The organism is Tolypothrix sp. VBCCA 56010 (assembly GCF_050875635.1).
Classification (GTDB): Bacteria; Cyanobacteriota; Cyanobacteriia; order Cyanobacteriales; family Nostocaceae; genus Hassallia.
The window spans coordinates 1-2,321 of record NZ_JBPAOH010000314.1 but is presented as its reverse complement, the minus strand read 5'-3'; the positions used below and the strand labels follow the sequence as shown (position 1 = coordinate 2,321).

At 41.6% G+C, this 2,321-nt stretch carries 2 protein-coding genes; one reads left to right on the top strand and one right to left on the bottom strand.

Features of this window, described 5'->3' with window-relative positions:
• The first annotated feature begins 185 nt into the window (after positions 1-185).
• Positions 186-449, top strand: a complete 264-nt coding sequence (locus AABK37_RS41095; protein WP_432557125.1) for a type II toxin-antitoxin system Phd/YefM family antitoxin — start codon at positions 186-188, stop codon at positions 447-449.
• A gap of 109 nt (positions 450-558) precedes the next feature.
• Here AABK37_RS41095 and AABK37_RS41090 read toward each other — a convergent pair whose 3' ends face one another.
• Positions 559-1,959: an alkaline phosphatase family protein gene (locus tag AABK37_RS41090; RefSeq protein WP_432557124.1), complete on the bottom strand. Its 1,401-nt coding sequence runs from the start codon at positions 1,957-1,959 to the stop codon at positions 559-561.
• Positions 1,960-2,321: the final 362 nt, after the last annotated feature.

Below are 2,321 nucleotides of genomic sequence, written 5' to 3'. Positions count from 1 at the left end.
GGGCCCTATCGCATTGGGCATTGGCATTCTTTCCCATGCCCCATGCCCCATTCCCCATGCCCGCTCTCATCCCACTCCGTGGCTGGGGTGGGATGAGCTTAAGAATTTGTGCAATATTGTACTTAGTGCAATGCGCTAGCTGTGGCTGCTATCGTCGTTAATAGTTCCAATAATTTGAAGCTACAATGTATAATGTAGAACTTCCTGCCAATTTGACTGAGTTTGCAGAATTGCTTGGTCGAGTTTTGGCAGGAGAAGAAGTTATTCTTTCCCAAGCTGGTAATCCCATTGCCCGCATTGTACCCCTAAATAACCCACCATTACCCCGGATTCCAGAATTAGACCGTGGTAAGGTGGTCGTTGCCTCAGACTTTAACGAACCGTTACCAGAGGATGTTTTAAATGATTTTCTCAGCCTATTAGACATTGAGAATGAGAACATTAAGTAGATCGGCGTAATTAAATAAACATAAGATGTTCCTAATTTTTATTTAAGGTTTATTTATGCCCATCTACTTACTTGATACCCATGCCTATTGATGTGATTTGGTAATTATATTATTTCTGTGACACTTGAAACGAGGGTGTCCCGACAGTTAAATGATTGAGAATTAACTGACAAACATCGATCGCTTGTATTGATGAAGAAAGCAGGTGATTTTGTTTGGTAATAAATAATGGACCATTCTCTGGATTCGTGGGAATACAACCGTGAGAACCTTTTACCAATGAAGCGTCTAAGGGAATGACATCCATTAAATAGCGAAACCCAAGTTGTTTTTTTAACAGTTTTGCAGCGATTTTCAGTTTGGGAAGCTTGATTTGCGGGTCAACAAACAATTCTACAGGGTCGTAACCGGGTTTGCGATGGATGTCTACGGTTCTGGCAAAATCGGGAGCGCGATCGCTATCAAGCCAATAATAATAAGTAAACCATGAATTTGGATTGGCGATCGCTACCAATTCTCCGGATCTAGAGTGATCTAAATGATATGCTGACTTTTGGCTATCATCTAAAACGTAAGCTACTCCTGGTGTTTCTTCTAAAAGCGATCGCACTTTGGGAATACAAAACGGATCGTTAACGTAAACATGAGCAATTTGATGATCTGCAACCGCAAAAGCTTTACTTGCACCTGGATCTAACAATTCTCGTCCTAATTCTTCCCGGACTGCTAGCAAGCCTTTTTCCCGCAGAATCCGATTTAGATGGACGGGTTGAGATACATCAGTAATTCCATATTCTGACAAAACGATGACTTGAGCGCCGCGATTTTCATAAAACTCAATCAAATCGGCACAAACTGCATCAATTTCTTGTAAATCCTTGGCTATTTTGTTTACGTCAGTTCCAAATTTTTGCAAGCAGTAATCGAGATGCGGTAAATAAATTAGTGTCAGCGTTGGGTTAGAGTCTTCTTCAGACCATTTTGCTGAATTAGCAATCCATTGAGTAGACTGAATCGATGTGTTGGGACCCCAGAAATTGAATAAAGGAAACTGTCCTAAATCAATTTGCAGTTGCGATCGCCATTTTGCCGGTTGAGTGTAAATATCCGGAATTTTCCTACCATCAGCAGGATACATCGGTCGGGGAGTGACTGCGTAATCTACCGAGGAGTACATATTGTACCACCAAAATAAATTAGCGCAAGTAAAGTCAGGATTTAGCGCTTTTGCCATATCCCACACTTTCGGAGCCTGAATTAATTTGTTAGACTGTCGCCAGAACTTAACTTCACACTCATCGCGAAAATACCAACCATTAGCGACAATTCCGTGTTCGTTCGGTAATTTCCCTGTAAGATAAGTAGCCTGTGCCGAACAAGTGACAGCAGGTAATACCGATTCTATTGACGCGACTTTCCCACTAGATGCCCAACGCGATAAAAACGGCGTATGCTGACATAATAAGCTGGGCGTCAATCCGACTACGTTAATAACAACTGTTTTTTGCATAATATAAGATTTTGTCTCACTTCTAGGCGCAAAGAAGAGAAGTAATAAGTTTATGTATTGTAGACTTTTAGTCATCTTTAGATGACTTTAGCTATTAGCCAGAGATTTTAATCTCTGGCGGTTAATGCAACTACTCCCTTCCCGCTACAAAATTACCTATCTTCTTTTTCTTCCTCCTTCGTGTCCTTCGCTTCTTCGCGGTTCGTTAGATAGGTATTCTTCAAACGGGAAGGGAGTAATCAAAGATATCTGTTGAAATTTTATAGCGTTTCTCGGTTTAATGAGGTACACCCGTAGGGGCACGGCACTGCCGTGCCCCTACAACCCGCCATATAATTTTGTACCTCACCTGAGTGGGAATC

What these genes read in the sequence shown, in the direction of transcription:
- AABK37_RS41095 (WP_432557125.1), top strand. Translation starts at nt 186, where the DNA reads ATGTATAATGTAGAACTTCCTGCCAATTTGACTGAGTTTGCAGAATTG.
- AABK37_RS41090 (WP_432557124.1), bottom strand. Translation starts at nt 1,959, where the DNA reads ATGCAAAAAACAGTTGTTATTAACGTAGTCGGATTGACGCCCAGCTTA.